This is a genomic window from Streptomyces sp. NPDC005263 (assembly GCF_042872365.1).
Classification (GTDB): Bacteria; Actinomycetota; Actinomycetes; order Streptomycetales; family Streptomycetaceae; genus Streptomyces.
Map to the genome: position 1 here is coordinate 897,097 of NZ_JBIAKJ010000001.1, position 23,034 is coordinate 920,130.

The 23,034-nt window shown below is 70.9% G+C and carries 19 protein-coding genes and 1 pseudogene; 10 read left to right on the plus strand and 10 right to left on the minus strand.

Features of this window, described 5'->3' with window-relative positions:
• The first annotated feature begins 161 nt into the window (after positions 1-161).
• The 5 genes from ACFYRY_RS04130 (at position 162) to ACFYRY_RS04150 (ending at position 7,219) form a co-directional block, all read left to right on the plus strand.
• Complete coding sequence (locus ACFYRY_RS04130) at positions 162-1,031, plus strand: branched-chain amino acid ABC transporter permease (protein ID WP_389139718.1); 870 nt, start codon at positions 162-164, stop codon at positions 1,029-1,031.
• Between the two features lie 13 nt (positions 1,032-1,044).
• A complete protein-coding gene (locus tag ACFYRY_RS04135) occupies positions 1,045-3,579 on the plus strand; it encodes an ATP-binding cassette domain-containing protein (RefSeq protein ID WP_389139720.1) in 2,535 nt (844 codons plus the stop codon).
• 76 nt (positions 3,580-3,655) lie between these two features.
• Entirely contained in the window at positions 3,656-4,813 is a 1,158-nt protein-coding gene (locus ACFYRY_RS04140; RefSeq protein ID WP_389139722.1) for an ABC transporter substrate-binding protein, read from the plus strand.
• Positions 4,814-5,131: 318 nt separating this feature from the next.
• Positions 5,132-6,361, plus strand: a complete 1,230-nt coding sequence (locus tag ACFYRY_RS04145; protein ID WP_389139724.1) for an MFS transporter — start codon at positions 5,132-5,134, stop codon at positions 6,359-6,361.
• A gap of 120 nt (positions 6,362-6,481) precedes the next feature.
• Entirely contained in the window at positions 6,482-7,219 is a 738-nt protein-coding gene (locus ACFYRY_RS04150) for a maleylpyruvate isomerase family mycothiol-dependent enzyme (RefSeq protein WP_389139726.1), read from the plus strand.
• Between the two features lie 18 nt (positions 7,220-7,237).
• Here the strand turns inward: ACFYRY_RS04150 and ACFYRY_RS04155 are convergent, their stop codons facing one another.
• Positions 7,238-7,633, minus strand: a complete 396-nt coding sequence (locus tag ACFYRY_RS04155; protein WP_389139728.1) for a MarR family winged helix-turn-helix transcriptional regulator — start codon at positions 7,631-7,633, stop codon at positions 7,238-7,240.
• 85 nt (positions 7,634-7,718) lie between these two features.
• Between ACFYRY_RS04155 and ACFYRY_RS04160 the strand changes: the two genes are divergently transcribed.
• The gene (locus tag ACFYRY_RS04160; RefSeq protein ID WP_389139730.1) at positions 7,719-9,224 is read left to right on the plus strand and encodes an MFS transporter; all 1,506 of its coding nucleotides are present in this window, start codon (positions 7,719-7,721) and stop codon (positions 9,222-9,224) included.
• 174 nt (positions 9,225-9,398) lie between these two features.
• Here ACFYRY_RS04160 and ACFYRY_RS04165 read toward each other — a convergent pair whose 3' ends face one another.
• From ACFYRY_RS04165 to ACFYRY_RS04175, 3 genes are all read right to left on the minus strand, one after another.
• Positions 9,399-10,064, minus strand: a complete 666-nt coding sequence (locus ACFYRY_RS04165; RefSeq protein ID WP_389139732.1) for a response regulator — start codon at positions 10,062-10,064, stop codon at positions 9,399-9,401.
• On the minus strand, positions 10,061-11,305 hold the full coding sequence (locus ACFYRY_RS04170) for a sensor histidine kinase (protein WP_389141068.1): 1,245 nt from the start codon (positions 11,303-11,305) through the stop codon (positions 10,061-10,063). The genes ACFYRY_RS04165 and ACFYRY_RS04170 overlap by 4 nt, the downstream gene beginning before the upstream one ends.
• A 114-nt stretch (positions 11,306-11,419) precedes the next feature.
• Entirely contained in the window at positions 11,420-12,118 is a 699-nt protein-coding gene (locus ACFYRY_RS04175; RefSeq protein WP_389139734.1) for a TetR/AcrR family transcriptional regulator, read from the minus strand.
• A gap of 153 nt (positions 12,119-12,271) precedes the next feature.
• Here ACFYRY_RS04175 and ACFYRY_RS04180 point away from each other — a divergent pair, with 153 nt between their 5' ends.
• Positions 12,272-12,727 carry a nitroreductase family deazaflavin-dependent oxidoreductase gene (locus tag ACFYRY_RS04180; RefSeq protein ID WP_389139736.1) on the plus strand — a complete coding sequence of 152 codons (456 nt, stop codon included), beginning with the start codon at positions 12,272-12,274 and terminating at the stop codon, positions 12,725-12,727.
• Here ACFYRY_RS04180 and ACFYRY_RS04185 read toward each other — a convergent pair.
• On the minus strand, positions 12,717-14,000 hold the full coding sequence (locus ACFYRY_RS04185) for a geranylgeranyl reductase family protein (RefSeq protein WP_389139738.1): 1,284 nt from the start codon (positions 13,998-14,000) through the stop codon (positions 12,717-12,719). The genes ACFYRY_RS04180 and ACFYRY_RS04185 overlap by 11 nt on opposite strands.
• A gap of 134 nt (positions 14,001-14,134) precedes the next feature.
• On the opposite strand from ACFYRY_RS04185, the gene ACFYRY_RS04190 reads away from it, so the two are divergent.
• From ACFYRY_RS04190 to ACFYRY_RS04200, 3 genes and pseudogenes are all read left to right on the plus strand, one after another.
• Positions 14,135-15,490, plus strand: coding sequence for a dipeptidase (locus tag ACFYRY_RS04190; RefSeq protein WP_389139740.1), 1,356 nt, complete (start codon positions 14,135-14,137; stop codon positions 15,488-15,490).
• 60 nt (positions 15,491-15,550) lie between these two features.
• Positions 15,551-16,249 carry an MBL fold metallo-hydrolase gene (locus ACFYRY_RS04195; RefSeq protein WP_389139742.1) on the plus strand — a complete coding sequence of 233 codons (699 nt, stop codon included), beginning with the start codon at positions 15,551-15,553 and terminating at the stop codon, positions 16,247-16,249.
• 9 nt (positions 16,250-16,258) lie between these two features.
• Positions 16,259-16,843, plus strand: a pseudogene (locus ACFYRY_RS04200) (protein kinase family protein); the annotation flags it as partial.
• Positions 16,844-16,864: 21 nt separating this feature from the next.
• Here ACFYRY_RS04200 and ACFYRY_RS04205 read toward each other — a convergent pair.
• The 5 genes from ACFYRY_RS04205 to ACFYRY_RS04225 form a co-directional block, all read right to left on the minus strand.
• Positions 16,865-17,977 carry an ABC transporter ATP-binding protein gene (locus ACFYRY_RS04205; protein ID WP_389139744.1) on the minus strand — a complete coding sequence of 371 codons (1,113 nt, stop codon included), beginning with the start codon at positions 17,975-17,977 and terminating at the stop codon, positions 16,865-16,867.
• A 26-nt stretch (positions 17,978-18,003) separates the two neighbouring features.
• Positions 18,004-19,080, minus strand: a complete 1,077-nt coding sequence (locus tag ACFYRY_RS04210; protein WP_389139746.1) for an ABC transporter ATP-binding protein — start codon at positions 19,078-19,080, stop codon at positions 18,004-18,006.
• A gap of 28 nt (positions 19,081-19,108) precedes the next feature.
• On the minus strand, positions 19,109-20,101 hold the full coding sequence (locus ACFYRY_RS04215) for an ABC transporter permease (RefSeq protein ID WP_389139748.1): 993 nt from the start codon (positions 20,099-20,101) through the stop codon (positions 19,109-19,111).
• 75 nt (positions 20,102-20,176) lie between these two features.
• Positions 20,177-21,844: an ABC transporter substrate-binding protein gene (locus ACFYRY_RS04220; protein WP_389139750.1), complete on the minus strand. Its 1,668-nt coding sequence runs from the start codon at positions 21,842-21,844 to the stop codon at positions 20,177-20,179.
• An 82-nt stretch (positions 21,845-21,926) separates the two neighbouring features.
• Positions 21,927-22,958 (minus strand): ABC transporter permease, encoded by a 1,032-nt coding sequence (locus tag ACFYRY_RS04225; protein ID WP_389139752.1) that lies wholly within the window; start codon positions 22,956-22,958, stop codon positions 21,927-21,929.
• Positions 22,959-23,034: the final 76 nt, after the last annotated feature.

Genomic DNA, 23,034 nt, shown 5'->3' on the forward strand with positions numbered 1-23,034 from the left:
CCCGTCCGGACAGACGGCACAAATCCCGTGCACGAGTCTTGCCCGTCCGGCGCCGCAGTGCCTAGCGTACTGAATTGAGTTCACTTTGACTCAAACCTGCGTCATGTGACCGCGCTGCCCGCTGGTGTGGCGCGAACCCGCTCTTCTTCGAGGGAGGGACTGTGAGTCAGTTCCTGCTTGTCCTGGTCAGCGGTGTGGCCAGTGGAGCCGTCTACGGCCTCATCGGTCTCGGGCTGGTGATCATCTACCGGGCCACGGACGTCGTGAACTTCGCGATGGCGTCGCTCGCGACCCTGGGCCTGTATGTGGCTGTCTCGCTGCACGACCGCGGGGTGGCGACGGTGCTCGGGCTGCTCGCCGCCGTCGCGGTGACCATCGCGGTGGGCCTGCTGGTGCGCGAGACGGTGATCAGACCGCTCGGTCAGGGCCAGCTGTTCTCCGCGCTCGTCGTGACCATGGGCGTCTCGCTGGTGGCCGAGAGCCTGGCCGGGTCGATCTGGACCGACCAGCCGCAGGCCTTCCCCAGCCTGGTCGACGGGACGGTGCGCTGGTCCGGCGCGGCCGTGCCGGTGCAGAGCCTGGTGACCATCGGCGTCGCCGCGGTGGCGATGGCGCTGGTGGGCTTTCTGTTCTCGCGCACCACGCTCGGCTCGGCCATGCGCGCCGCGGCCGAGTCGGCCGCGACGGCCCGCGTCGTCGGCCTCGGCGCGCAGCGTCTGGCCCGGATCTCCTGGGCGCTCGGGCTCGGTCTCGCCGCGCTCGGCTCCTGTCTGTACGCGCCGCGGTCCGGGCTGGTGCCCACCGCGCTCGTCGCGCCGCTGTTCCGGGCCTTCGCCGGCATCTTCCTGGGCGGCCTGACCAGCATGTACGGCGCGGTCATCGGCGGGCTGACCATCGGTGTCCTGGACAACCTGGCGGCGAACTACGTCTCCGCCAGCTTCCGGGACACGTTCGTGTTCTCGTTCACCGTGCTGGTCCTGCTGATCCGTCCGCAGGGCATGTTCGGCACCCGCACCTTCCAACGGGTCTGAGGGGTCGCATTCCATGGTCTTCAACCGTTCCCTGCTGGCCAAGGCCGCTCTGGGGCCGGCCGCCGGCGCGGTGCTCATGGCGTTCATGGCCGCGGGCGCGATCCCGGCGTACCAGATGTACTCGGTGGCGCTGGCGGCCGTGTACACCATCGTCGTCCTGTCGGTCGGCCTGCTCGCCGGCTGGTCCGGCATCTGGTCGGTGGGCCACCCCGCGTTCTTCGCGATCGGCGCCTACTTCGCCGCGTACGGCAGCTCCCACCAGTGGCCACTGGAGGCGGTGATCCTCGGTGCCGTCGCCACCGGCGCCGCCCTGGGCGCCTTCCTCGGATACGCGGGGGCCAGATTCTCGGTGCTCTACATCGCCCTGCTGACCCTCGCCTTCACCACGGTGACGCTGGAACTGGTCAACCGCTGGAGCAGTGTGACGGGTGGGGACCAGGGGGTCCCGGTGGTCCAGTTGCGCAGTGTGCTGGGCCTCGGCACGTTCCTCGGCGGCGGCACCGAGCCCCAGTACCTCGCGGTGGGCGCCGCCGCGGTGATCCTCGCGCTGGCCGTGCCGGCGGGCGCCTCGGGCCTGCGGATGCGGCTGGTAGCCGCCAAGTCGCATCCCATGGCGGCGCGTACGGTCGGTATCGCGCCGGAGGCCCAGTCGTCGCTGTCGTTCGCGGTGAGCGCGGCGTGCACGAGCTTCGCGGGAGTGCTGCTGGGCCTGATCACCGGGTTCGTCAGCCCGGACCCGTTCTCGCTCGCCTTCGGCATCTCGCTGATCGCGGCGTGCGTGCTCGGCGGAGTGGGCACCGTCCTCGGCGCCGTGGCCGGCGGCGTCTATCTGACCTGGAGCCCTTCCCTGTCGTCCACCGTCGGGCTGGCCCAGCCGGTGGTGCAGGGCATCGTGCTGATCGGGATCCTCCTGTTCCTCCCGGGAGGAGTCGTGCCGTTCCTCGCCGCCCCCGCGCGAAAGCTGCTGCAGCGGATGCCGCGACGGCGGGACGCCCGGCAGCCGCAGCCCCCCGAGCCTTCCACGGACCTCTCGCCGCTTCAGCCCCCGTCCAAGGCTGAGGGTGACGGTGCGCCGCTTCTGCACCTGGAGCACGTGTCCGTTTCGTACGGCGGGCTCAAGGCACTGGAGGAGGCCTCGCTGTCCGTGCGGCAGGACGAGGTGCTGGCCGTCATCGGGCCCAACGGGGCAGGAAAGACAACGCTGTTGAACGCGCTGTCCGGACTGACCGGCAACGGACGGGTGAGTGGGACCGCCGAATTCGCCGGGCGGCCGCTGCTGACGGCCAGGGCGACCGCGCGGCGGCGGCTGGGCATCGGCCGTACCTTCCAGCACGCGGAACTCTTCTCCGAACTCACCGTCGCCGAGAACGTGTTGTGCACCCGCCGCTGGATCACTGCCCGGGACCGGGCCCTGGTCGCGCGGCTGTTGCACTCGGTCGGTCTCGCGGACGTGGCCGACCGTCGGCCCGCGGAGCTGCCCTTCGGTCTGCAGAAGCGCCTCGACCTCGCCCGCGCGATCGCCGAACAACCGAGGCTGCTGATCCTGGACGAGCCGTTCGGCGGTCTCGACGCGGGTGAACGGGCGCTGCTGGCACAGCACATCAGGCGACTGAACGCGGACGGCACCGCGGTGGTGGTCATCGACCACGTCCTCGACGACCTGTTCTCCGTCGCCCACCGGGTGCTCGCGTTCGACTTCGGCCGCACCATCGGCGACGGCACCCCGGACACCGTTCTGCAGGATCCGAAGGTGCGCTCGTCCTACCTGGGAACGGTCGGCAACCGGGCCGGCCTGCCCGAGCGCGTGGGCGAACGGAGCATGATCCGCCTGCGCGGGGTCGGCCACTCGTACGGCGGTGTGGTCGCGCTGCGGGACATCGACCTCGATGTCCGTCAGGGGACCGTACTGGGTGTCGCCGGAGCCAACGGCGCGGGCAAGAGCACCCTGGCCGGCATCCTGCACGGCTCGCTGCGGCCCGCCCGCGGCGACCGGGAGTCGGGCGGAGCGGTCCGCACGAGCCTGGCGCCCGAGGGCCGGGCGCTGTTCAAGACCCTGACCCTGCGGGAGAACCTCGAGGTCGCCGCTTACGCGGCCGGCATCACCGGCGCGGCCCTGCGGGAACGGATGGAGGAGACGACCGAGTGGCTGCCGGTGCGGCTGCGCGACCGGTTGTCCGCCTCCACCGCCGGACTGTCGGGCGGAGAACAGCAGATGCTCGCCATCGCCCGGGCACTGATCGTCCGGCCGGACGTCCTGATCGTGGACGAACCGGCGCTCGGGCTGGCGCCGGTCCTGGTCGACGAGGTCTACGACCGGCTGGTCAGGCTGGCCCACGACGGGCTGACGGTGGTTCTGCTGGAGCAACTGCTCAGCCGGGCCATGTCCGTCTGCCACGAGGTGGCCGTCCTGCACGAGGGCGTCGTCGCCGCTCACGGACGGCCGGGCGATCCCGCGTTCGCGGCGGTCGCGGAATCAGCGTATTTCAGTGGTGCTCCGACGGCCCCCGAAGCCGCCGTGCCCACCACCCGGACATCCCAAGTCAACTGACATCACGTCGCAAGCGAGGTACATCGTGTTCCGGAACATCAGAAGGGCTCGCCGCACGGCGGGAACCGTCGCCGTCATGGCCGTGGTGGCGCTGACCGCCAACGCGTGCGGTGGGCAGGACTCCGCGGGCTCCGGCGGCGACTCGTCGCAGATCCACATCGGCGCGTGGCTCCCCCTCACCGGCGCCACCGCCCCGTACGGCGTGGGCCAGAAGGCGGGCGCCGACGCGTACTTCAAGATGCTCAACGCGTCCGGAGGCATCAACGGACGCAAGATCCGGTGGACCGTCAAGGACAACGCGGCCGACCCGCAGCAGACCGTGCAGATCGCACGCGAACTGGTCGGCCAGGACAAGGTGGTGGCGATCGTCAACGCGAACGGCACCGCCCAGGCGGAGGCGGCCTTCCCGTTCGTCCTCAATCAGTCCAAGGTGCCGGTCCTCAACGAGGTGGGCGGCACGGAGGCCTGGTACAAGCCGCCGCGCCCCGGCCTGTTCGGCACCCAGACCCTGTACGAGGACCAGGCCGCGGCGGTCGCCGCCTGGGCGGCGAAGGACGGCGCGAAGAAGATCCTCGTCGTGCACAGTGACCCGGCCGCGTTCGTGAACGTGGCCAAGCAGGTGGAGCCGGCGGCGAAGAAGGTGAATCCCTCGGTCGAGGTCGACCGGCTGGCGGTCAAGTACCAGACCACCGACTACACGCCGGTGATCAGCAAGGTGAAGGCCGCGAAGACGCAGGCGGTGATCCTGATCCTCACCTCGCCCGAGGCCGCCGCCTTCCTGAAGGAGGCCAAGCTGCAGGGCCTCTCCCTGCCCACCTACGCCTACGCACCGGTGGCCGCGGAGTCGACGATCGCCCTGGCCAAGGACGCCGCCGAGGGCCTCAAGGCCGTACAGCTGGTCAAGGCGCCCTCGGACAACGACCCCTCGGTGAAGGAGTTCCGCACCGCCATGGCCAAGTACGAGCCCGGGCAGACCGCGGGGTTCCTGGCCTTGTGGGGATGGAGCAACGCGAAGGTGTTCGCCGAGATCGCGAAGACCGTCAAGGGCCCGGTCACGGCCCAGTCCCTCACCGCCGCGTACCAGAAGGCGACCAAGGTGGACCCGGGAGTGGCGCCGGTGATGAACTACAGCGCGACCAACCACCTCGGCACCCGTGAGGTGCAGCGGGTGGTCGTGAAGAACGGTGTCTGGACATCGGTCGGCGACTTCTACTCGCCCCCGGCCCGCGACTGAGCGCCCACCTCGGCACGGTGGGCCGCAGCGCGACACGGGGGCCGCGCTGCCTCGCCGTACACCCACCGCGCCTAGGGGGTGTCCGCAAAGTCGCGTCGTCCGCCCGAAGGGCGGGCCCTGCGGCGTCCGGTGCGTGCTCTCGGCGTGCCGGGCGGACGCCCGCGTACTGGTCGTACTCGGGTGTTCGCCCGGTGCGGCGAGAGTGCGTGCCGGGCGTCTCAGGGCAGGCGGGACTTTGCGGACACCCCCTAGGGCTCGGGCGACCGGGTGCCCCTCAACTCCCTTGCTCGGGTTGCGGCTCCCCCCTAGCCTGATTTTGTGCCGCTCATAAACAAAGCCCGAACGCGCACCGCCGCGCCGGGCGACACCCTCACCCGGCTCCGTATCGTCCTCACCGTCTTCTTCGCCCTCGACGGCTTCATCTTCGCCGGCTGGGTGGTGCGGATTCCCGCCATCAAGAACCAGACCGGTGCCTCCGCCAGCACCCTAGGACTCGCCCTGCTCGGCGTCTCCGCCGGCGCCGTCGTCACGATGATGCTCACCGGCCGTCTCTGCCGCCGCTTCGGCAACCACCAGGTCACCGTCGTCTGCGCCGTGCTGCTCTCGCTCAGCGTCGCCCTGCCCCCGCTCACCCACTCGGCGCTCGCGCTGGGCGCGGTGCTGCTGATCTTCGGCAGCGCGTACGGCGGGATAAACGTCGCGTTCAACAGTGCCGCGGTCGACCTGGTACGCGCTCTGGGACGTCCGATCATGCCCAGCTTCCATGCCGCGTTCAGCCTCGGCGGCATGGTCGGCGCCGGACTGGGCGCACTGGTCGCCGGAGTGCTGTCCCCCACGCGGCACCTGCTCGGTCTCACCGCGATCGGTCTGCTCGTCACCGTCTTCGCGGGCCGTACGCTGCTGCGGATCCAGCCCCCGCCACCACCGAAGACCGCCCCGCAGTCGCCGTCCGCGCCGCGCCGCCCCAGGGCCCACACCCGCCCCCTCGTGATCACTTTCGGTCTGATCGCGCTGTGCACGGCCTACGGCGAGGGAGCCCTGGCCGACTGGAGCGCCCTGCACCTGGAACAGGACCTCGACGCCGCCCCGGGCGTGGCGGCTGTCGGCTACTCCTGCTTCGCGCTCGCCATGACCATCGGCCGCCTGACGGGAACGCAACTGCTCGAACGGCTGGGCCAGACGCGCACCCTGGTGGTCGGCGGCACGACCGCCGCGGTCGGCATGCTGTTCGCCGCGCTCACCCCCTGGCTGTGGGCCGCGCTCGCCGGCTTCGTGATCACCGGGCTCGGTCTCGCGAACCTCTTCCCCGTCGCCGTGGAACGGGCCGGCACGCTGGCCGGCCCGGACGGCGTCGCGATCGTCTCCACGCTCGGATACGGCGGGATGCTCCTCGGACCACCCGCCATCGGCTTCATGGCCGACTGGTTCTCCCTACCGGTAGCGCTGACCAGCGTCGCCGTACTCGCGGCGGTCGCCACCCTGATCAGTCTCACCGTCCGCCCCACGGGCCCGGCCGGACAGGCCCCGGCGCTTCCGCGAGACCAGTAGCGGGCCACCGGCCCCTGCCCCTGCCCCTGCCCCTGCCCCTGCCCCTGCCCCTAAAGGTCCCCCTGGGCCCGCCCCGCGCACGGCTCCCCTGGAGCGCGCTCCATCCGGCACACTCACCCCATGGAGACTGCCGAGTTCGTAGCGATCCTGGACCGGGAGGGCCGGTCGCTGGCCACCGCCGCCGAGCAGGCCGGCACCGACGCGAAGGTGCCGACCTGCCCGGACTGGCAGGTGAGCGACCTGCTGCGGCACACGGGCATGGTGCACCGTTGGGCGGCCTCGTTCGTCGCCGAGGGCCACACCTCCTACCAGCCTTTCGGGGACCCGCCCGACCTCGACGGCGCCGCGTTGCTCACCTGGTTCCGGGAGGGACACGGGCGGCTCGTCGACACGCTCACCACCGCCTCGCCCGACGTCCGATGCTGGCAGTTCCTGCCCGCCCCGTCGCCGCTCGCGTTCTGGGCCCGGCGGCAGGCGCACGAGACGGCCGTGCACCGCTTCGACGCCGAGTCGGCCAGGGGCGGCACCCCCACCGGGATCGGCCCCGCCTTCGCGGCGGACGGCATCGACGAACTGCTGCTCGGCTTCCACGCCCGCGACCGGAGCAAGGCGCGCACACCGGAGCCCCGGGTACTGCGGGTGCGGGCGACGGACGCGGACGCCGTGTGGACCGTACGGCTGTCCCCGGAGCCGCCGGTGGCCCGGCGGGGCGATGCCGGACCCGGCGAGGAAGCCGACTGTGAAGTGGCCGGGCCTGTCGCGGAGTTGAATCTCGCGCTGTGGAACCGGCTGCCGTTCCCCGCGGTGACGGGCGACACCTCGGTCGCCGACCTGTGGAGGGCGAAGTCGGCCGTGTGACCTGGAGCCGAGCCCGGCTCAGTTCGTAGCCAGCATCCGCTTCAACACCGCGCGCTGTACCGGCAGCAGGTCACCGTGCAGCGCGCGTCCCTTGTCCGTGAGGGCCACCCGCACGCCCCGCCGGTCCTCCGCGCACATCGCGCGCTCGACGAGGCCGTCCTTCTCCAGCCGGGCGATCAACCGTGACAGCGCGCTCTGGCTGAGGTGGACACGCTCGGAGATCTCCTGCACGCGGTACGCGCACACGCCGTCCACCGGGCGCTCCTCGGACAGGACGTCGAGAACCTCGAAGTCACTGCCGCACACGCCGTGTTGATGCAGCGCCCGATCGAGTTCGCACTGGGTGCGCGCATGTAGCGCCAGGATCTCCCGCCACTGCTCCGCGAGCGCACGCTCGGCCTTCTTCGCCGCCATGGGCGCACCGTAGCAGAGAAACAGATTTGTTGCATCGGAATTAAATGCAGTTGCATTCCATGCATGCGCATGTAGTGTCTGCGCCATGACCTCTCCGCTCACCACCTCCGCGGCCCCCTCCGCGACGGTTCGCTGGACGCCCCGGCTGTGGGGCACCCTCCTGGTGCTCTGCGCCGCGATGTTCCTGGACGCGCTGGACGTGTCGATGGTCGGCGTCGCCCTGCCGTCGATCGGCGCCGACCTCGGCCTGTCGACCTCGACCCTGCAGTGGATCGTCAGCGGCTACATCCTTGGCTACGGCGGCCTGTTGCTCCTCGGCGGGCGGACCGCCGACCTGCTGGGCCGGCGTCAGGTCTTCCTGATCGCCCTGGGTGTCTTCGCGCTGGCCTCACTGCTCGGCGGGCTGGTCGACTCGGGCCCGCTCCTGATCGCCAGCCGCTTCATCAAGGGCCTGAGCGCGGCCTTCACGGCACCGGCCGGCCTCTCGATCATCACCACGACGTTCCCCGAGGGCCCGCTGCGCAACCGCGCCCTGTCCATCTACACCACCTGCGCCGCCACCGGATTCTCGATGGGCCTGGTGCTGTCCGGCCTGCTCACCGAGGCCAGCTGGCGTCTGACCATGCTGCTGCCCGCACCCATCGCCCTGGTCGCCCTGGCCGCCGGACTGAAGCTGCTGCCGCGCAGCCCCCGCGAGAAGGACCACAACGGGTACGACATCCCCGGCGCCGTCCTCGGCACCGCGTCGATGCTGCTGCTGGTCTTCACCGTCGTCCAGGCACCGGAGGCCGGTTGGACCTCCGTCCGCACCCTGCTGTCCTTCCTGGCCGTCGCCGTTCTGCTCACCGTGTTCGTCCGGGTCGAACGGCGCTCGGCCGGCCCACTGATCCGGCTCGGCGTGCTGCGCTCCGGCAGCCAGATCCGGGCCCAGCTCGGTGCGATGGCCTTCTTCGGCTCGTACGTCGGTTTCCAGTTCCTGGTCACCCTGTACATGCAGTCGCTGCTCGGCTGGTCGGCGCTGCACACGGCGCTCGCCTTCCTGCCCGCGGGCGCGCTGGTGGCGCTGTCCTCGACGAAGGTCGGTTCCTTCGTCGACCGGTACGGCACCCCGCGGCTGATCGCGGCGGGCTTCGCGCTCATGGTCGTCGGGTACGCGCTGTTCCTCCGCGTCGACCTCGACCCCGGGTACGCGGCCGTCATCCTGCCGTCGATGCTGCTCATCGGCGCCGCCTGCGCCCTGGTCTTCCCGTCGCTCAACATCCAGGCCACCAACGGCGTCGAGGACCACGAGCAGGGCATGGTCTCCGGGTTGCTGAACACGTCGGTGCAGGTGGGCGGCGCGATCTTCCTCGCGATCGTGACGGCCGTGGTGACCGCGGGCGCTCCCGAGAACGCCACCCCGCAGGCGGTCCTCGACAGCTACCGGCCCGGACTGGTCGTGGTGACGGTGGTCGCCGCGGCGGGCCTGCTGATCACACTCACCGGCCTGCGGACCCCGCGAGGGGCACGACCCTCCGTCGTGGTCGCCAAGTCCACCGCGCCGGAGACGGAGACTCAGACGGAGACGGAGCGCGTTTTCGTACGCGACTAGAGGTACCTGAAGGGTCGCCTTCTATGCCATGCGCCCGGCGGGGCCTGCTTGCCCGCCGGGCGCCCCTGTGAGACTTCCGGGATGGAGGCCTACGGGGGACGGCGCGGTCAGAGTGAGCGGGACGCGATCGCCGGACACCGTGGAGCTTGTGCTGGTCCGCTTCCGGCAGGCACCTCAGCCCAGCCAGCCCGGCCGCACCAGCCCCGACTCGTAGGCCAGCACCACGAGTTGGGCCCGATCGCGGGCGCCCAGCTTGACCATCGTGCGGCTGACGTGGGTCTTCGCGGTGAGCGGGCTGACGACCAGGCGGCGGGCGATCTCCTCGTTGGACAGGCCGATGCCGACCAGGGCCATCACCTCCCGTTCCCGCTCGGTGAGTTCGGCGAGGGCGTCGGCGGCGGCCGGTTCCTTGGAACGGGCCGCGAACTCGGCGATCAGCCGCCGGGTGACACCCGGCGAGAGCAGCGCGTCGCCACCGACCACCGCCCGTACGGCGCGCAGGAGTTCCTCCGGTTCGGTGTCCTTGACCAGGAAACCGGAGGCACCGGAGCGGATCGCCTCGAAGACGTACTCGTCGAGTTCGAAGGTGGTGAGCATGACCACCTTGACCTGCCCGAGCGCCGCGTCCTCGGTGATCCGCCGGGTCGCGGCCAGGCCGTCGAGGAGCGGCATGCGGATGTCCATCAGCACGATGTCCGGGCGCAGTTCGCGGACCTCGCGCAGCGCCTCCTCACCGTCGGAGGCCTCACCGGCCACCTCGATGTCCGGCTGGGCGTCGAGCAGGGCCCGGAAGCCGGCCCGCACCAGTGACTGGTCGTCGGCGAGCAGCACACGGATCACCGGTCCTCCTCCTTGACCTTCGACGGCAGCACCGCCAGCACCCGGAACCCTCCGTCGTCGCGCGGGCCCGCGTCGATCGTGCCACCGAGGGCGGCGGCCCGCTCCCGCATTCCGGCCAGACCGTTGCCGCTGCCGCCCGCCTCGGCCCCGGTCGCCGGTCCGTCGTCGTCGATACGCAGCCGAAGCGCGCCGCCGTCGTGCGCGATCCGCACCCGCGCGTGCCGTGAGCCGGAGTGCCGTACGACATTGGTGAGGGCCTCCTGGACGATACGGAAGGCCGCGAGATCCGTCCCGGGCGCGAGTCGGGGCGGATCGCCCGTGACCTCGACCGTGAGACCGGCGCCCGCCGCCTGCTCCACCAGCTCGGGCAGCCGGTCCAGGCCGGGGGCCGGCGCACGCGGCGCGTCTCCGGGCGTGCGCAGCGTGCCGAGGACCTGGCGGACCTCGCCGAGCGCCTCCTTGCTCGCCGCCTTGATGGTGGTGAGCGCCGTGCGGGCCTGTTCCGGGTCGGTGTCGAGGAGCGCGAGGCCGACGCCCGCCTGCACATTGATGACGGAGATGCTGTGCGCGAGGACGTCGTGCAGCTCGCGGGCGATCCGCAGCCGCTCCTCGTCCGCGCGCCGACGGGCCGCCTGAGCGCGCTCGGCCCGCTCGCGGGCCCACTGCTCACGTCGGGTTCGGGCGAGTTCCGAGACGGCGACGATGGCCACCGTCCAGGCGGCGACCACGATCTCCTCGTTCCAGGAGGCGGCCGGGTCCCCGGCGGGCGGCAGCCACCGGTACAGCCAGTGGGCGACCAGGACGTGGCCGACCCAGAGCATCCCCAGCGCCGCCCACGCGGCCCTGCGGTGCCCCGCGACGACGGCGCTGAAGCAGGCCAGGGCGACGGCCAGGAACACCGGCCCGTACGGGTATCCGGCACTCAGGTAGACCATGGCCGCCGCCGCCGTGGTGAACACGACGACCACTGGATACCGAAGCCGCCAGAGCAGCGCCACCGAGGCGACCACCAGGAGCAGCCGCGCGAAGGGGGTGAGGGAGGCCCGGTCGCCCTCCTGCACGTGCGCCGCGAAGGTCGAGCCGGCGAGCACGAACACGGTGAGCAGCAGGGTGGAGAGCCAGGGCCGCCGGCCGCTTCGCTCCCGCTCGTCCCAGCGGTTCCACCACGCCGGCCCGTTGCGCCACCATCGGGGCGCCCCGCCGCCGACTGCGGACCTCTCGTGCTCGTCCATGACGGCCACGCTAGACGCCTGCCGGTGCCGGTGGCGTCCGCCGAACGCGGTGATCACACGTACTCCCCGTGAAGTACGTGTGGCCCCACCCCGCCCGCTCGGCGGCCTCACCCCCGGGGGGTGTCAGACGGGGCCCAGCCCGACGCTGTGGGCGAGCCGGGTCACCGCGTGCCGGAAGAACGGCGCGCGGTCCTCCACCACCCGGTTGAACTGTCCGAAGAGCTCGAACCCGATCAGTCCGTACACCTCGGCCCAGGCCGCGACCAGCGCCGCCGCTGCCTCCGGCGGGAGGTCGGGGGCGAGGTCGGCGGCGATCCGCTCGGCCTCGGGCCGCAGTTCGGCGGGCAGTGGCGGCAGGGCGAGAGCGGAGCCCTGGTACGCGTCGCGGACGATGCCGATCAGGACGAGGCCGGTCCGGCCGGCGGCCGGGAGCGTCGTCTCCGGCGCGGTGTAACCGGGCACCGGCGATCCGTGGATCAGCGCGTACTCGTGCGGGCTCTCGAGGGCCCAGGTGCGCACGGCCTCGCACACCGCCGTCCAGCACCGGACGGGACCGGCGTCGACGGCGGCGGCGTACGCCCGTTCCGCGCGCTCGCCGACGGCGTCGTAGGCGTCGATGATGAGAGCGGTGAGCAGGTCGTCGCGACTGGGGAAGTAGCGGTACAGCGCGGAGGAGACCATGCCGAGTTCGCGGGCCACGGCCCGCAGCGACAGCTTCGCGGCGCCCTCGGCCGCGAGCTGTCTGCGCGCCTCGTCCTTGATGGCCGCGGTGACTTCGATGCGGGCGCGGGCTCGGGCGCCGCCTGGGGTGCTGCTGCTCATACGGCTCAGTGTCCCATGAAATCAGAGCAGTGCACACAAAAGAGAGCACCGCTCTTGCTTTGGAGCACCGCTCTCGTGCAGACTGTTCTCAAGCGAGAGCAGTGCTCTCGGAAAGGGTGAGAGCTCCGCTCTCTCGAACACCAGGGAGTAACCATGTCGACGTCATCGCCGTACTACCTCCAGGGCAGCCCGATGAACATCCGGCTCAACAACGTCATCGGATGGCTGGCCCGGCACGGATTCAGCCTCGCCGGGACGGCCGAGATGTCCGTCCGCGGCCGCAAGAGCGGGCAGCTGCAGCGCATCCCCGTCAACCCGCACACCTACGAGGGCGGGCAGTACCTGGTCTCGGCCCGCGGGCACTCCCAGTGGGTGCGCAACATGCGGGCGGCCGGCGGCGGGGAGCTGCGGGTGGGCCGCAAGGTGCGCGCGTTCACCGCGGTGGAGCTTCCCGACGCGGAGAAACTCCCGATCCTGCGGACCTACCTGGAGAAGTGGGGCTGGGAGGTCAACCAGTACTTCAACGGGGTCACCGCCAAGTCCACCGACGAGGAGCTCCTCGCGGCCGCCGGCGACCACCCGGTCTTCCGGATCACGGTCACGAAGTGACCTCGCCGCCCGAGGGACCCGAGGAGGCGGCGGGAGCCGAGGAGTCCGCGGGCCGCCGGTCCATCGCGGTCAGCGCACGTTGGGCGAGCGGGTGCGCGCGGACGAGCTCGCCCAGTGATGTGGCCCCGCGCGTGATGTCCGTGAACGCCTTCCAGGCCGGGCGGAAGCCGGTGAGGGCCGCGTGGAACAGGCCGGGACGCCGCTCGAAGAGCGTCAGCATGCTCTTGCCGACGGCCATCTCGACGCCGAGCCCCGCCTTGATCGCGAACGCGTAGTTCAGCGCCTGGCGGCGGGTGTCCACCGCGTCGTGCGCCTCCGCGATCCGCACCGCCCACTCCCCCGCGAGCCGGCCCGAACGCAACGCGAACGAGATGCCCTCGCGGGTCCACGGCTCCAGCAGCCCGGCGGCGTCCCCGCACACCAGCACCCGCCCGCGCGACAGCGGCGAGTCGTCGGCACGGCACCGGGTCAGGTGCCCGGAGGAGATGTCCGGTTCGAAGCCGGCCAGCCCCAGCCGTCCGATGAACTCCTCCAAGTACCGCTTGGTGGCCGCCCCTTCACCGCGCGCCGAGATCACCCCGACCGTCAGCGTGTCGCCCTTCGGGAACACCCAGCCGTAACTGCCGGGCATCGGCCCCCAGTCGATGAGCACCCGCCCCTTCCAGTCCTCGGCGACCGTCTCAGGCACCGGGATCTCCGCCTCCAGGCCGAGGTCGACCTGGTCGAGCTTGACGCCGACATGAGCCCCTATGCGGCTCGCGCTGCCGTCCGCGCCGACCACGGACCGTGCCAGCACCGTCTCGCCGCCCTGCAGCACGACCGCGACCGTGCGCCGGTCCGGCACGGACGAGCCGTGCTGCTCGACCCGCTGGACGGTGACGCCGGTACGCAGTTCCGCGCCCGCCTTCTGCGCGTGCTCGACCAACTGCTGGTCGAACTCGGGCCGGTTGATCAGCCCGAACAGCATGTGCCGGGAGCGGCGGGTGCGGCTGAAGCGGCCGTTGTTCGAGAAGGTCACCGCGTGCACGCGGTCCCGGAACGGCAGCTCGAAGCCGGGCGGCAGGGAGTCGCGCGACGGGCCGATGATGCCGCCGCCACACGTCTTGTACCGGGGCAGTTCGGCCTTCTCCAGCAGGAGCACACGCCGCCCCGCGACGGCCGCCGCGTAGGCGGCCGAGGCACCCGCGGGGCCCGCGCCCACCACGACGACGTCCCACACCCGCTGCCCGTCGTCCGCCGAAGAGTCGTCCGCCGAAGAGTTCTCGCTGCTCACGATGGTCTACTGCTCCCGATCAAACCGCTGCCGCACCTGTCCCCCCGCATCCTACGGCGGTCATCGCCGCAGGCCACTGTGGGAGGATCTACGCCACTCACTGGTACAACGTCGCACCCACAAGGAGCGTGCCCATGTCGTCGCATCCGGTCGCCGAGACCGTCGCCTCGCTGATGCCGAGGGCGAAGGCGGAACTCACCGAACTGGTTGCCTTCAAGTCGGTGGCGGACTTCGAGCAGTTCCCCCGGAGCGAGAGCGAAGCCGCCGCCCGGTGGGTCGCGGACGCGCTCACCGCCGAGGGCTTCCAGGACGTGGCCCTGCTCGACACCCCCGACGGCACGCAGTCGGTGTACGGCTACCTGCCCGGCCCCGAGGGCGCGAAAACGGTCCTGCTGTACGCCCACTACGACGTGCAGCCGCCCCTGGACGAGGCCGGGTGGACCACCCCGCCCTTCGAGCTGACCGAGCGGGACGGCCGCTGGTACGGGCGCGGGTCCGCCGACTGCAAGGGCGGCGTGATCATGCACCTGCTGGCGCTGCGCGCACTGAAGGCGAACGGCGGCGTCCCGGTCCATGTGAAGGTCATCGCCGAGGGTTCCGAGGAGATGGGCACCGGCGGCCTGGAGCGCTACGCCGAGGAACACCCCGGCCTGCTGGAGGCCGACACCGTCGTCATCGGCGACGCCGGTAACTTCCGGGTCGGGCTGCCGACGGTCACCTCCACGCTGCGCGGCATGACCATGGTCCGGGTGGCGATCGACACCCTGGAGGGCAATCTGCACTCGGGCCAGTTCGGCGGCGCCGCCCCCGACGCGCTCGGCGCCCTGATCCGTGTCCTGGACTCGCTGCGCGCGCCGGACGGTTCGACCACGGTCGACGGCCTCACCCCCGAGTCCCGGTGGGACGGGCTGCGGTACGACGAGGAGCAGTTCCGCCAGGACGCCGGTGTGCTGGACGGCGTCGAACTGATCGGCTCCGGTACGGTCGCCGACCGGATCTGGGCCCGCCCGGCCGTCACCGTCCTCGGCATCGACTGCCCGCCGGTCGTCGGCGCCACCCCGTCCGTGCAGGCGAGCGCCCGCGCGCTGGTCAGCCTGCGGGTGCCGCCGGGCGTGGACGCGGCCGAGGCGACCAAGCTGCTCCAGGCGCACCTGGAGGCACACACCCCGTGGGGCGCCCGGGTGCGCACCGAGCAGATCGGGCAGGGGCAGCCATTCAGCGCGGACACGACCAGCCCGGCGTACGCGGCGATGGCCGAGGCGATGGCGGTCGCCTACCCGGGCCAGGAGATGCAGTACGCCGGCCAGGGCGGCTCCATCCCGCTGTGCAACACCCTGGCCTCGCTGTACCCGCGGGCGGAGATCCTGCTGATCGGTCTGAGCGAGCCGGAGGCCCGGATCCACGCGGTGAACGAGAGCGTGTCCCCCGAGGAGCTGGAGCGCCTGTCGGTGGCGGAGGCGCTGTTCCTGCGCAACTACGCGGCGAGCTGACCGCTCTGCCCTCAGCCAAGGGCCCTCGCCTGCGGGCGGGGGCCCTTCTACGGTCGTCCCATGGACGTCGTAGACCTTCTCCCCCGTCTCCACCTCCTGCGCTTCCCCGTCGGCCAGGCCTATCTCTGGCGCGACGGCGACGATCTGACGCTGATCGACGCCGGGCCCGCGGGCCGCGCAGCGGCGATCTCCGCCTTCGCGAAGGGCCGCCTGCGCCGGATCGTGCTCACCCACTTCCACGAGGACCACGTGGGCGGCGCGGGCGAGCTGGCCGCGCTCACCGGTGCCGAGGTGCTGGCTCACCACCTGGACGCTCCCGTCGTACGGGGTGAGGCGCCGGGCCCGCCACCGGTGTTCGAGGACTGGGAACGCCCCCTGCACGAAGAGGCCGTACGGCACCTCCCCCGGGGCGACTTCCCTCGCCCGTCGAAGGTCACCGAGCTGGCCGGCGGCGAGGCACTCGACTTCGGGGGCGGGGCCCGGGTCATCCACGTACCCGGGCACACGGACGGCAGCATCGCCCTCCATCTCCCGGAGCACGGCGTGCTGTTCACGGGGGACACGATCGCCGCCTCGCCGGTCGACGGCGGCGTGATACCGGGCGTGTTCAACCTCGACCGCTCCCAGGTCCTCGCCGCCTGTCACCGGCTCGCCGCACTCGACACGGACGTGGCCTGCTTCGGTCACGGCGCCCCGGTGATCGGCCGGGCCGGGGCCGCGCTGCGAGAAATGGCGGACACCTACCGGGCCCGGGGCTGACCATGGGGCATGCCGTCCACCACACGCCTCACCGCCCACACCGACCTCGCCACCTCACTCGCCCTCCACAGCGACCGCGAACTGGCGGACCTGGTGGCCTCGGGCGCGCCGGCCGGTGCCGGGATCGGCGGACGGTCGACGCTCCTGGAGGTCGACGGCACCCGCGTCTTCGTGAAGCGCATTCCCCTCACCGACACCGAGCGCCGCCCCGCCCATGTCCGCTCCACCGCCAACCTCTTCGACCTGCCGGCCTACTGCCACTACGGCGTCGGCGCCGTCGGCAGCCCCGGCTTCGGCGCCTGGCGCGAGCTGGCCGTGCACGAGATGACGACCAACTGGGTGCTGTCCGGCCGCTTCCCGGGCTTCCCCCTGCTGCACCACTGGAGGGTCCTGCCGGACACACCCCAACCCCTTCCCGGCGAACTCGCCGACGTGGAAGGGGCCGTGGCCTACTGGGGCGGATCACCGGGACTGCGGACCGCCATCGAGGACCGGCGCACGGCGTCCGCGAGTCTGACGCTGTTTCTGGAGTACGTGCCGCACACCCTCCACGACTGGTTCGCGGCCCGGCTCCGCACCGACGAGGCGGGCTCGGCATAGGCTCACTCCCTACCCCTACGAGGAACTCGACGGCGTCACCGCCGGGTCGAGGACGATGTCCTCCTCGCGACCCACGATCGTCGGCTCCTCCGGGAAATGACAGGCCGTCAGGTGTCCCTCCGGGTTCCCCTCGACCCGGACCAGCGGCGGCTCCTCGGTCGCGCACCGGTCCTGCGCCTTCCAGCAGCGGGTACGGAACCGGCACCCGGAGGGCGGATCGACCGGTGAGGGGACGTCTCCGGCCAGCCGGATGCGTTCCCGGCGCCGGACGCCGTCCGGGTCGGCCTCCGGGACGGCGGACAGCAGCGCGTGCGTGTACGGGTGCCGGGGCCGGGTGTAGAGCGTCTGCCGGTCGGCGACCTCGACGATCTTGCCGAGGTACATCACCGCGACGCGCTCGCAGAAGTGGCGTACGACCGCGAGGTCGTGGGCGATGAAGACGAACGCGATGCCGAACTCCCGCTGGAGGTCCTGGAGCAGGTTGACGATCTGCGCCTGGATGGACACGTCCAGCGCCGACACCGGTTCGTCGGCCACGATGAGCTTGGGCCTGAGGGCGAGGGCCCGGGCGATGCCGATGCGCTGACGCTGCCCGCCGGAGAACTCGTTGGGGTAGCGGTTGTAGTGCTCGGGGTTGAGACCCACCGTCTCCAGCAGCTCCTGGACCCGCTTGCGGTGGCCCTGGGGCGGGTTGATGCCGTTGAGCCGCATCGGCGTCTCGACGATGGTGCCGACGGTGTGCCGTGGGTTCAGCGAGGAGTACGGGTCCTGGAAGATCATCTGGAGGTTGCGGCGGGCCTCCTTCATCCGGGTCACGGGTGTGTGGGTGATGTCCTCACCGTCGAACACGACGGTGCCGGCGGTCGGTTCCAGCAGCCGGGTGACCAGGCGGCCGGTGGTCGACTTGCCGCAGCCGGACTCCCCGACCAGCCCCAGCGACCGGCCGGCCCCGACCGTGAAGTCGACGCCGTCGACGGCGTGCACGGCACCGATCTGGCGCTGGAACACGATTCCCTGCCGGATCGGGAAGTGCTTGTGCAGACCGCTGACCTCGAGCAGGTTCTCGCCGGCCGGTGGCTCGACGGCGGGAATGCCCTGCTCCGCGGGAAGGGGCTGGGTGGTCTTCACGGCGTGCTCCTGTTCGTCCGCCGCCCTCACTGCGCGGCCCCGGCGGCCCTGCGGCCGCGGATCTCGTCCTTGGTCTCGGGAGTCAGGTGACAGGCGGCGAGATGGCGTTCGGTGCCGGAGACGGCAAGCAGCTCGGGCCGCTCGACCGAGCAACGCCCGTCGCCCACCCAGCCCTTGTAGGTGCACCGGGGGTGGAAGGCGCAGCCGCCCGGGGGGTTGATCAGGCTCGGCGGCGAGCCGGCGATCGGGTTCAGCCGGCGTTCCACGTCACCGGTGATCTGCGGCATCGACTCCAACAGGCCCCAGGTGTAAGGGTGTTCCGGCTGTTTGAGTACGTCCCGGACGGTGCCGTACTCGATGCGTCGACCGCCGTACATCACCAGGATGTCGTCGGCGATGTCGGCCACCACGCCGAGGTCGTGCGTGATGAGGATGACGGCGGAGCCGAACTCCTCCTGGAGGTCGCGGATCAGGTCCAGGATCTGTGCCTGCACGGTGACGTCCAGGGCGGTGGTGGGCTCGTCGGCGATGAGCAGTTCGGGGTCGCAGACCAGCGCCATGGCGATCATGGCGCGTTGCCGCATGCCGCCGGAGAACTGGTGCGGATAGTCCTTCGCCCGCCGCTCGGGCTGCGGGATGCCGACCCGTTTCAGCATCTCGACGGCGCGGTCCCGGGCCTCCTTCCTGGAGACCTTGTGGTGCACCTGGTAGGCCTCGGCGATCTGGGCGCCGACGGTGAAGTACGGGTGCAGGGCGGACAGCGGGTCCTGGAAGATCATGGAGACGGTCCGGCCGCGCAAGGCGCGCATCTCGTGCTCCGGGAGGGCGACCAACTCCCGGCCCTCCAGCCGGATCTCACCGGAGACCTGGGCACGCGTGCCCTTGTGCAGGCCGAGCAGGGCCAGCGAGGTCACCGACTTTCCCGAGCCGGACTCGCCGACGATGCCGAGGGTGCGGCCCTTCTCCAGCGTGAAGGAGACACCGTCGACGGACTTGACGACGCCGTCCTCGGTGGGGAAGTGCACCCTCAGGTCCCGTACGTCGAGGAAGGACTCGGCGGCGGGCGGGAGGTCCGCGGGCTGTGGAGAGGTCTGCAGGGACACTGGGCTTTCCTTACGCGGCTGTCGGGTCTCAGGCGAGGCGTACACGGGGGTCGACGAGGCCGTACACGACGTCGACGACCACGTTGGCGAGCACCACGAAGGTGGCGGCGAAGAGTGTGGTGCCGAGGATGACCGGCAGGTCGGAGTTCTGCACCGAGTCCACCGCCAGCTTGCCGATGCCGTTGATCCCGAACACCGACTCGGTGATCACCGCGGAGCCGCCGATCAGTGAGCCGACGTCCATGCCGAAGATGGTGATGATCGGGGTGATCGCGGCCCGCAGTCCGTGTTTGAGGACGACCTTGCCGACCGGCAGCCCCTTGGCCCGGGCGGTGCGCATGTAGTCCTCGCCGAGGACCTCCAGCATCGAGGAGCGGGTGAGCCGGGTGTACATCGCGAGATAGACGATGACCAGCGTGGCCCAGGGCAGGACGAGCCCCTGGAACCAGGCGGTCGGGTCCTGGGTGAACGGCGTGTAGCCGGCCGCGGGCAGGATCTGCCACTTGTCGACGAACAGGAACAGCAGCAGCAGACCGATGAAGTAGATCTGCACGGAGACGCCGACCAACGCCAGTCCGACGGCCGCCTTGTCGGCGGCCCGGCCCCTGCGGACCGCGGCCACCAGGCCGAGGCCCACGCCCAGCACCAGGAAGACCACCGCGGCGCCGAGACCGAGCGACAGGTCCGCCGGGAAGTCGCTCAGCAGGGTGGTGAGCACCGGGGTGTCGGTCTGGAAGGAGAGCCCGAGACAGGGCGCGCCGCAGTGCACGCGCACGCTCTGGTCACCGTAGTCGCGGCCGACGAAGAGCCCCTTGAAGAACTCCCAGAACTGCGCCATGAAGCTCTGGTCGAGCCCCAGGGAGTGCCTGATCTCCGCGAGCCGGGACGGGGAGCAGGTCTTGCCGCAGGCCAACAGGGCGGGGTTGGACGGCAACGCGAAGAAGATGACGAAGGTGATGACGGTGATCACCAGCAGGATCACGGCCGCTGCCAGCAGACGTCGGATGAGGTAACGAAACATGGGGCGCTGGAACCTGACGTGAGTGGGGTGCCCGCCGGCGGCCGGGGACCGCCGGCGGGTCTCAGGAGGGGTGCGTCAGTTCTTGACGTAGGCGTGGACGAGGCTGGGCTCGGCCATGATCGTGTCGTCGATGACTCCGCCGACCTTGGAGCCGCCCAGGTCGCTGAAGTTCATGTACATCAGCGGGGCCACGGCCGCGTCCTTCAGGATCTGCTCGTCCAGGTCCCCGTAGGCGGCGTTGCGCTGCTTGATGTCGGTCATCTTGCCGATCTTGTCGATCTGCGCGTTGATCTTCGGGTCGTTCAGGTACGACAGGTCGTTGTTGGACTGCGGGAGGTTCTTGATCTGCCGCCCGTCGAACAGGGTGGGCAGCACGGTGGAGGCGTTCGGCCAGTCCGCGATCCAGTCGCCCCAGGTCAGGTCGTACTGGTTCTTCACGTTGTCGACGATGCTGAAGTAGTTGTTCTTGTCGAGCGGTGAGATGTTCACCGTGATGCCGATCTTCGCGAGCGCGGTCTTCACGGCGTCGCCGAAGTGTTCGTGCGTGGGAATGTTCTCCACGGCCAGCGACATGGTGAGCTTCGGGTCGCCGGCCTGCTTCATCAGCGCCTTCGCCTTGGTGATGTCCCCGGCGGGGTTGGAGCTGTACAGGTTGAAGTTCTTGTGGCCGTCGATGCCGGGGGCCAGCATCGAGGTCGCGTAGTCGCCGTAGGCCGAACCGCCGAAGGCACCGCGGACGGTGGTCTTGTCGATGGCGTCCTCGATCGCCTGACGGACCCTGATGTCCTTGACCCGGCCGGTGTTGATCGCCAGGTAGTTGATGCCCGGGGCCGCGATCTTGTAGTAACGCGACTTCAGCGACGGGTCGTTGGCGATCGCCGTCAGGTCGGAGCCGGCGATCGGGGTCTGGGTGATCGAGGTCTGGGCGGTGCCCCCGTCGGACTTGAGCTGCTGGTCGATGGCGGCCTGGTCCTGCCCGAACTTGGCGTCGATCTCGTTGACGTTCTGCTCGCGGATCGGGTCGGTCGGCCGGCTCCAGTACTTGTTCCTGACGAGAACGAGTTCCTTGCCCTTGCTGTACGACTTGATCATGTAGGGCCCGTCGGACCAGACGTGCGTGTCGTACGTCGAGCCGGTGTCGTGGGCCTTGGGCACCGCCGACCACCCGGTCATCGTCGTCGTCTCGTTGAAGTCGGCGACCGGCTGGTTGAGGTGGAAGACGAGCGTGTACTTGTCCGGCGTCCGGATCGAGCTCAGCTGCTGTCCCTTGAAGGGGCCCTTGTAGGAGGCGCCGCCGACCAGCCACTGACTCGCGTACGGCGGGCCGCCGTTGATGTCCGGGGAGAACGCCCGCTCGACGCCGTACTTGACGTCCTGCGCGGTGACCTCCGTGCCGTCCTGCCATTTGACCCCGTGGCGCAGGTGGTAGGTCCACACCGTGGCGCCCTGGCTGGGTGTTCCCGTGTCGGTGGCCAGGTCGCCGACCAGCTTGGGCTGCGCTCCCGTCTCGTCCCATGCGGTGAGGGTGCGGACGATCTCGTAGTCCATGCTCGAACCCTCGGTGGTGTACGTCCGCTGGGGGTCGATGTGGTTGTAGTCCGCGTCGTTGAGGATGGTCAGCGTGCCGCCCTTCGACGGGGAGCCGCTGCCGGTGGTGCTGGAGGAGCCACCGCAGGCGGTGACCCCCAGGGCGATCGCCGCGGCGGATGCCGTCAGGGCGATCCTGCGCTTGCTGCGCGTCATCGGGTAACTCCGTTCTTGTACGGACTCGGCTGCGGCGGTCCGTCGGGGACCGTCCGGGCCGGTGCTCGGGGGGGAAGGGGCGTCAGCCGCGGGCTGCGCGGGGATCCAGGGCGTCCCGGACGCCGTCTCCGAGGAGGTTGAGCGCCAGGACGAGGATCAGGAGCAGAACGCCGGGGATGAACAGGTACATCGGGTCCTGAAGGAAGTACGCGGAGGCGTCGGACAGCAGCGATCCCCAGTCCGGGTTGGGCGGGATGACGCCGACGCCCAGGTACGACAGGGCCGCCTCGGTGGTGATGTTCTGCGGGACGGCGAGCGCGAACGAGATCAGGATCGGCGCCCACAGGTTGGGCAGCAGCTGACGGAAGAGGATGTGCGCCCGGCCGGCGCTCATGATCCGGGCCGCGTCGATGAACTCCCGCTCGCGCAGGGACAGCACCTGGCCGCGTACCAGGCGGGCGGTGTAGGCCCAGGCGAACCCCGCGATGTTGAGGACCAGGACCAGCAGTCGCAGGTTCTCGTCGGTGCCGCCGTGGGCGTTGGTCTGCAGCGCGTTCTGGATGACCGGGGTGAGGGCGATGATGAACAGCAGTTGCGGGAACGCCAGCATCACGTCCATGACCCGCGACAGCACCGAGTCGACCCAGCCGCCGGAGTAACCCGCCGCCAGTCCGGCCACCACACCGACGACGGTGGACAGCACGGCCGAGGCGAAGCCGACGAGGAGCGAGGTGCGCAGGCCGTGCACCACCCGGGCGAACAGGTCGTATCCGGTGCCCGGTTCGACACCGAGCAGATGGTGCGGGCTGATGCCGCCCAGCGATCCGTAGGGGAAGTTGCCGGTGTCCGGGTCGATCGCCTTGCCGTCCGGGGTGATGGGCCCCCAGCCGGTCAGCGCGGTGAGCACCGGGGCCAGCAACGCGATCACGATGAACAGGCCGGTCACCACGAAGGCGGCCAAGGTGACCTTGTCCCGCCTGATCCGGTTCCAGGCCATACGGGCCGGTGAGCGCCCGGCGACGGCGGGCACGGCGGCCGGAAGGGCTCCGGCCGGTTCCCCGGCCTCAGGCGGGGTGCCGGTGGCGTTCTGGACCGGCTGATGCTGCGTGGTCATCGTACGGACGTCCCGGGGGTGAGCTGGGGCTGCCGCGGGGTTGCCGCGATCGCCGGGGGAAGGGACGCGTCAGGGG